The sequence below is a fragment of the Acinetobacter kookii genome (assembly GCF_900096895.1).
Taxonomy (GTDB): Bacteria; Pseudomonadota; Gammaproteobacteria; order Pseudomonadales; family Moraxellaceae; genus Acinetobacter; species Acinetobacter kookii.
In genome coordinates this window covers 1-1,161 of record NZ_FMYO01000022.1, presented here as the reverse complement: position 1 = coordinate 1,161, position 1,161 = coordinate 1, and the positions used below count along the sequence as shown (strand labels likewise).

The following is a 1,161-nucleotide window of genomic DNA, read 5'->3' as shown; positions in this document are numbered from 1 at the left end:
CCACACGTAAACGTGGGCACAATTGGTCACGTCGACCATGGTAAAACTACTTTAACTGCTGCAATTGCAACTATCTGTGCAAAAACTTACGGCGGTGAAGCGAAAGATTACGCAGCAATTGACTCTGCACCAGAAGAAAAAGCACGTGGTATTACAATTAATACTTCACACGTAGAATACGATTCTCCAACTCGTCACTACGCTCACGTAGACTGCCCAGGACACGCCGATTATGTTAAAAACATGATCACTGGTGCTGCTCAGATGGACGGTGCGATCCTTGTATGTGCTGCGACTGACGGTCCTATGCCACAAACTCGTGAACACATCCTTTTGTCTCGCCAAGTAGGTGTACCTTACATCCTTGTGTTCCTGAACAAATGTGACCTTGTAGACGACGAAGAGCTTCTTGAGCTGGTTGAAATGGAAGTTCGTGAACTTCTTTCTACTTATGACTTCCCTGGTGATGACACTCCTGTTATCCGTGGTTCAGCTTTGGCTGCGCTTAACGGTGATGCTGGTCAATACGGCGAATCTTCAGTTCTTGCTCTTGTTGAAGCGCTTGACTCTTACATCCCAGAACCAGAACGTGCAATCGACAAAGCATTCTTGATGCCAATCGAAGACGTATTCTCAATTTCTGGTCGTGGTACAGTAGTAACTGGCCGTGTTGAATCTGGTATCGTGAAAGTAGGCGAAGAAGTTGAAATCGTAGGTATTAAAGACACAGTTAAAACAACTGTAACTGGCGTTGAAATGTTCCGTAAATTGCTTGACGAAGGTCGTGCAGGCGAGAACTGTGGTGTTCTTCTACGTGGTACTAAGCGTGAAGACGTTCAACGTGGTCAAGTACTTGCTAAGCCAGGTACAATCAAGCCGCACACTAAATTCGATGCAGAAGTATACGTACTTTCTAAAGAAGAAGGTGGTCGTCACACTCCATTCCTTAACGGTTACCGTCCACAGTTCTATTTCCGTACAACTGACGTAACTGGTGCAATCCAGTTAAAAGAAGGCGTTGAAATGGTTATGCCTGGTGACAACGTAGAAATGTCAGTAGAATTGATCCACCCAATCGCAATGGACCCAGGTCTACGTTTTGCGATCCGTGAAGGTGGTCGTACAGTTGGTGCTGGTGTTGTTGCTAAAGTAACTGCATAA

General features: G+C 45.5%; 1 protein-coding gene. It reads left to right on the top strand.

The annotated features are described in order from the left end of the window. A partial coding sequence (gene tuf, locus BLP85_RS14785) for an elongation factor Tu (RefSeq protein ID WP_213031977.1) occupies positions 1-1,161 on the top strand: 1,161 nt, incomplete at its 5' end.